Source organism: Bacillus sp. JJ1127, assembly GCF_036965845.1.
In the GTDB taxonomy this organism is placed as follows: Bacteria; Bacillota; Bacilli; order Bacillales; family Bacillaceae_G; genus Bacillus_A.
In genome coordinates this window covers 18,672-23,475 of the sequence record NZ_JBALQK010000008.1, presented here as the reverse complement: position 1 = coordinate 23,475, position 4,804 = coordinate 18,672, and the positions used below count along the sequence as shown (strand labels likewise).

6 protein-coding genes are annotated in these 4,804 nt (G+C 36.5%); 1 reads left to right on the top strand and 5 read right to left on the bottom strand.

The genetic code is table 11. From position 1 onward, the window contains the following. Window positions 1-61: 61 nt before the first annotated feature. The 4 genes from V7183_RS01085 to V7183_RS01070 are packed head-to-tail and all read right to left on the bottom strand — an operon-like array spanning window position 62 to window position 3,425. Entirely contained in the window at window positions 62-664 is a 603-nt protein-coding gene (locus V7183_RS01085; RefSeq protein ID WP_097897441.1) for a response regulator transcription factor, read from the bottom strand. Then, a complete protein-coding gene (locus V7183_RS01080; protein ID WP_335358450.1) occupies window positions 661-1,791 on the bottom strand; it encodes a sensor histidine kinase in 1,131 nt (376 codons plus the stop codon). Before V7183_RS01080 ends, V7183_RS01085 begins: the two co-directional genes overlap by 4 nt. Continuing rightward, the gene (locus tag V7183_RS01075) at window positions 1,792-2,526 is read right to left on the bottom strand and encodes an ABC transporter permease (protein WP_097897439.1); all 735 of its coding nucleotides are present in this window, start codon (window positions 2,524-2,526) and stop codon (window positions 1,792-1,794) included. Then, the gene (locus V7183_RS01070; RefSeq protein WP_335358449.1) at window positions 2,523-3,425 is read right to left on the bottom strand and encodes an ABC transporter ATP-binding protein; all 903 of its coding nucleotides are present in this window, start codon (window positions 3,423-3,425) and stop codon (window positions 2,523-2,525) included. Before V7183_RS01070 ends, V7183_RS01075 begins: the two co-directional genes overlap by 4 nt. A gap of 157 nt (window positions 3,426-3,582) precedes the next feature. Here V7183_RS01070 and map point away from each other — a divergent pair, with 157 nt between their 5' ends. Then, window positions 3,583-4,377, top strand: coding sequence for a type I methionyl aminopeptidase (gene map, locus V7183_RS01065; protein ID WP_097897475.1), 795 nt, complete (start codon window positions 3,583-3,585; stop codon window positions 4,375-4,377). Window positions 4,378-4,614: 237 nt separating this feature from the next. On the opposite strand, the gene V7183_RS01060 is transcribed toward map, so the two are convergent. Beyond that, window positions 4,615-4,804, bottom strand: a 190-nt coding sequence (locus V7183_RS01060; RefSeq protein ID WP_335358448.1) for a hypothetical protein, incomplete at its 5' end; no start/stop codon positions are given.

Below are 4,804 nucleotides of genomic sequence, written 5' to 3'. Positions count from 1 at the left end.
TAAAATGGATTTATATAATAAAAAAAGATGTTTTACCAATATATCTGGTAAACATCTTTTTTTATATCCATCCCTTTTCCTCTGCAATCGTGATGGCTTCAATTCTGTTTTTAGCATCTAGTTTTGTTAATACCTCTGAAATATAATTTCGCACTGTACCAGGTGAAAGATAAAGAGCCTTCGCGATTTCATTTGCTGTTTTTCCTTCTTTCGCTAATAAAAGTACTTCTTTCTCACGATCTGATAATGGATTTTGTTCTTGCCATAACCCAAACATTAATTCAGGGGAAATCTCTCGTTTCCCTTGCATTACATTACGAATTGCGGCTGCTAAATCTTCACTTGGGCTATCTTTTAATAAATACCCGTGAACTCCCGCTTTCATTGCTCTTTCAAAATATCCTGGACGTGCAAATGTCGTTAAAATCATTACCTTACATGATGATTTTTTCTTCTGCAATGTTTCAGCAACATCTAAGCCACTTTGAATCGGCATTTCAATATCCATAATACTAATGTCTGGCTGTAATGATTCAATTAACTTTAAAGCCTCTTCCCCATTTGCCGCTTGTCCGACTACTTCAATATCATCTTCTAAATCAAGCAGGGCTCCTAGTGCCCCGCGAAGCATTCGTTGATCTTCAGCAATAATAATTCGAATCATGCCCTCACCTCATCTTTTCCTGTTCTAATTACGATCGGAACTTTTACCGTTAAAAGCGTCCCAGGATGTGCCGCGTCTAGCTCAATTGCCCCATCAATAAGTGCAATTCGTTCTTTCATACCGCGAATGCCATTTCCATCATGACTTTGCCCTTGTAATCCTACACCATTATCCTTAACTTCCAAAATAAGTTCTCCTTGTGCTTCAAATATAGAAACTGTACACATCGTTGCCTTACTATGCTTGACAACATTTGTTATAGCTTCTCTTAAACACATACCTAAAATATTTTGTTCAAGCGGTGACAATGTACTAGAACTCGCCTTCTGTTCTACTTCTAGCGTAATATTAGCCGCTTGCAAAATTGCCTTTATTTGATCAAGCTCTTCCTCAACCGTAATCATCCGCATATCAGAAATTAATTCACGAAGTTGCTTTAAAGCTGTACGTGATGTTTGTGTAATCTCCTTTGCTTCTACACTTGCACGCTCTGGATTTTTCACAATCAACTTCTCAACAAGCTGACTTTTTAGAGTAATAAGAGATAACGTATGCCCTAACGTATCGTGAAGGTCTCTCGCGATTCGCTGACGCTCTTCACGTTTTACTAGTTCTTTAATTTGTTCGTTTGCTTGATTTAATTGATTCTTTAGCATCTTTTTTTGATTAAAATTACGCATTCCAAATGGTGTAAGGAGCATTAAAATAAACATTGGAACTATATTAACTAAACTTGTAGTTGTTAGTTGCTTAAAATATACAAATATAAAGGCCCCAAGCATTACAATTAAAAGGCCGAACAATACTTGAAATACTTTTTTACTTGGTGCAAATCCCATCGCACTTGCCGTAAAAAAGCCAAAAAAGATCATAAAAGGATTATAAAATAAAGCAAATAAAAATATGAATAGCATTTGAATACACGCCCATAAAATAAACGTCTTATTCACAAAATAAAGTTGACGGTATGTGACGACGAAAATCATCAACATACCGATCCCTATTAAAAGCTTCCATCCTGATACTTGCGTTAAATTGTAAATCGGGAATAACAGATACACAAACCACATATAGGGGAAAAACCCCATATGTTTCGGAAAAATCTCAAACTGCTTCTTCTCTATCATTTATACCGCTTCCTGTCTCTTTCTTATATATATTGATATTACAACAAATATAAGGAAATAGCCTCCTAAAATCGCGATATTTTCCCATCCTATCGATTTCCCAGCAACAATATCCCATGCGCCGCTTCCAAAATGATATGTCGGTGTCCATTCTCCAATAGATCTTAATACTTTCGGAAATACTTCAATTGGCATCCATAAACCGCCTAGAACTGCTAAACTCATATTTAAAATGTTAGCAAGCCCCGCAGCTGCGTCTGCTTTCTTAATTGAACCAATAACTGTTCCTAGCGCTAAAAATGGTGTAACCCCTAATAATAACCATAATCCAGCACCAATCCATTGCCCAACTGTTAACGATACGTCATTAATTAATATCCCTGCAATAAAGATCACGAGTATTGAAAAAGCATTTACCACTGTTTGAGAAATAATTTTAGCCGTTAAATACGCTCCCTCTGGAAGTGGAGTAATCTTTAAAAGGTGTGTCCACCCTTGCCCTTTTTCCTGAGAGATTCTCACACCGAAACTAAAAAGTGCAGTCCCTACTATACTGAAAGTTGCCATTGAAATTAAATAATGCGCTTTCCATGCATCTCCGTTTTGCGGTACTTGAATAACATTTGTAAAAATGTAATAAAACATAACTGGCATTAATAATGAGAAAAAGATAAATAATTTATTGCGGAATGTACGTAAAATCTCTATTTTGCATTGCATCCATAATGCTTTCATGCGATTCCCTCCTTCTGATTTGCGACAAATTGTTCAAAAGCTTCATCAAGACTTCCTCGTTCAACTGAAATATCGGTAACAGGTAAATCTTTCTTAAAGATTGCTTGCAACGTAGCATCCGTATCATCTGTTGTTAAAATAACGCGCCCTTCATGAGACTGCACTCCTGTTACATGTGGTAATTCCTTCAACAGGCCTGTAGGAATTTTTTCTTTCGAATAAAATGAAATTGTTTTTCGAGAAATCGTTGCTTTCATTTCCTCTGGTGTACCATCTGCAATAATCTCTCCGTTTGCAAACAATAAAATCCGATCTGCTAGTGCATCCGCCTCTTCTAAATAATGCGTTGTCAAAATAATCGTTTTCCCCTCACTTGCTAGCTTCCGAATCGTCTCCCAAAATGTTTTTCTAGATGTAATATCCATTCCTACAGTCGGTTCATCTAAAAATAACAAATCTGGATTTCCAGCAAGCGCGAGTGCAAAATTTAATCTTCTTTTTTGACCGCCTGATAATTTTTCACATCTCTGTTTTCTTTCTGACTCTAAGTTTGATAGCTGAAGTAATGTTTCTTTCGCAATTGGATTTGTATAATAACTGCGAAATAGCTCAATTGCTTCTTCCACTGTTATGCTATCAATAACACTTACTTCCTGTAACATTGCACCAAGGCGATTACGAACACTTCGATGTTTTGGACTCTTTCCAAATATCGCGATGCTTCCTTCTGACGGATCTTTTAACCCAAGCATCATCGAAATCGTTGTTGTTTTCCCTGCACCATTTGGTCCAAGAAGTGCAACAATTTGCCCCTTCTCTACATGAAATGAAACGTTATTTACTGCTTTTTTATGTTTAAATGTTTTTGAAACACCATTTACTTCAATAATCTTTTCCATCTCTCCACCCCCGCCGTTTCTTATATTTACATTGTATACACTGGAAGAGTTAGGAAACAGTATGATGCGTCATGACATGCATATGACAATTGTCATGTATTTCCTATTAGAGGAATCAACTTGCATATCGCACGCAAGTAGCAGGACAAAAATAAACATGATACAATCGTGTAAGATAGATATTCGAGGAAGGACAGTGGTTTTCATGATTATTCGTAATGAACAAGATTTAGAAGGTTTACGAAAAATCGGCCGTATCGTTGCACTTGCACGCGAAGAAATGAAAAAACAAGCGAAGCCAGGCATGACAACGAAAGAGCTTGATTTGATCGGTAAAAAAATATTAGATGAGCACGGTGCTATTTCTGCACCTGAAAAAGAATATAATTTTCCGGGTGTAACTTGTATTAGTGTGAATGAGGAAGTTGCCCACGGTATTCCAAAAGATCAAGTATTAAAAGAAGGCGATTTAGTAAACGTTGACGTATCTGCAGCACTTGACGGCTATTATGCAGATACAGGTATTTCTTTTGTTCTTGGACAAGATGAAGAAAAGGAAAAACTTTGCCAAGCTGCAGTAGATGCATTTTGGGCAGCAATGAAAAAAGTAAAAGCTGGTTCAAAACAAAACCAAATTGGTCGTGCTGTTTCTAATTTCGCACATAAAAATGGCTATGCAGTCATCCAAAACTTAACTGGACACGGAATTGGTCTTAGCCTACACGAAGCGCCAAATCACATTTTAAGCTATTATGATCCAATGGATAATGCGCTTCTGAAAGACGGTCTTGTTATCGCTGTAGAACCATTCATCTCTATGAAAGCTGACCATATCATCGAACGCGGTGATGATGGCTGGACATTCGTAACACCAGATAATAGCCTTGTTGCACAGTGTGAACATACAATTGTTGTAACGCGCGGCGAACCAATTATCTTAACAGAACTATAATCAAAAACACAGAATTATAGTGATCTTAACAAAATAAAAAGATGATACCTCAAAGTATCACCTTTTTAACGGAGGGAGACTGTTCAAATGATGAACAGTCTCCTCTTTTTATATGGATGCCTTACATATATCACTGATGATAATCATGAAATGTAGGAACATGATTATCACGCTCACAAGGTTCAAGCAATAAGAAAAAGAAATCCTAAGCTGGAGGATCTCTTTTCTTTACATAATCTAAAGTTTGGGTACACTAGATTCATGCAATTTAGGGACTTTCAAAGTAGAAAGCGAACCTTTATCTAAAATAATAGCATACATATCCCTGCTTAAAATATGCAAATATGCATATTTTAAGTCCTCAATGGGATTGATTGAAAATACAAAAAAGTATATATACACCAATTTAAAAACCGACATAAAACCC

Coding starts and splice junctions, on each gene's coding strand:
- V7183_RS01085 (WP_097897441.1), bottom strand. CDS start 664: ATGATTCGAATTATTATTGCTGAAGATCAACGAATGCTTCGCGGGGCA.
- V7183_RS01080 (WP_335358450.1), bottom strand. CDS start 1,791: ATGATAGAGAAGAAGCAGTTTGAGATTTTTCCGAAACATATGGGGTTT.
- V7183_RS01075 (WP_097897439.1), bottom strand. CDS start 2,526: ATGAAAGCATTATGGATGCAATGCAAAATAGAGATTTTACGTACATTC.
- V7183_RS01070 (WP_335358449.1), bottom strand. CDS start 3,425: ATGGAAAAGATTATTGAAGTAAATGGTGTTTCAAAAACATTTAAACAT.
- map (WP_097897475.1), top strand. CDS start 3,583: ATGATACAATCGTGTAAGATAGATATTCGAGGAAGGACAGTGGTTTTC.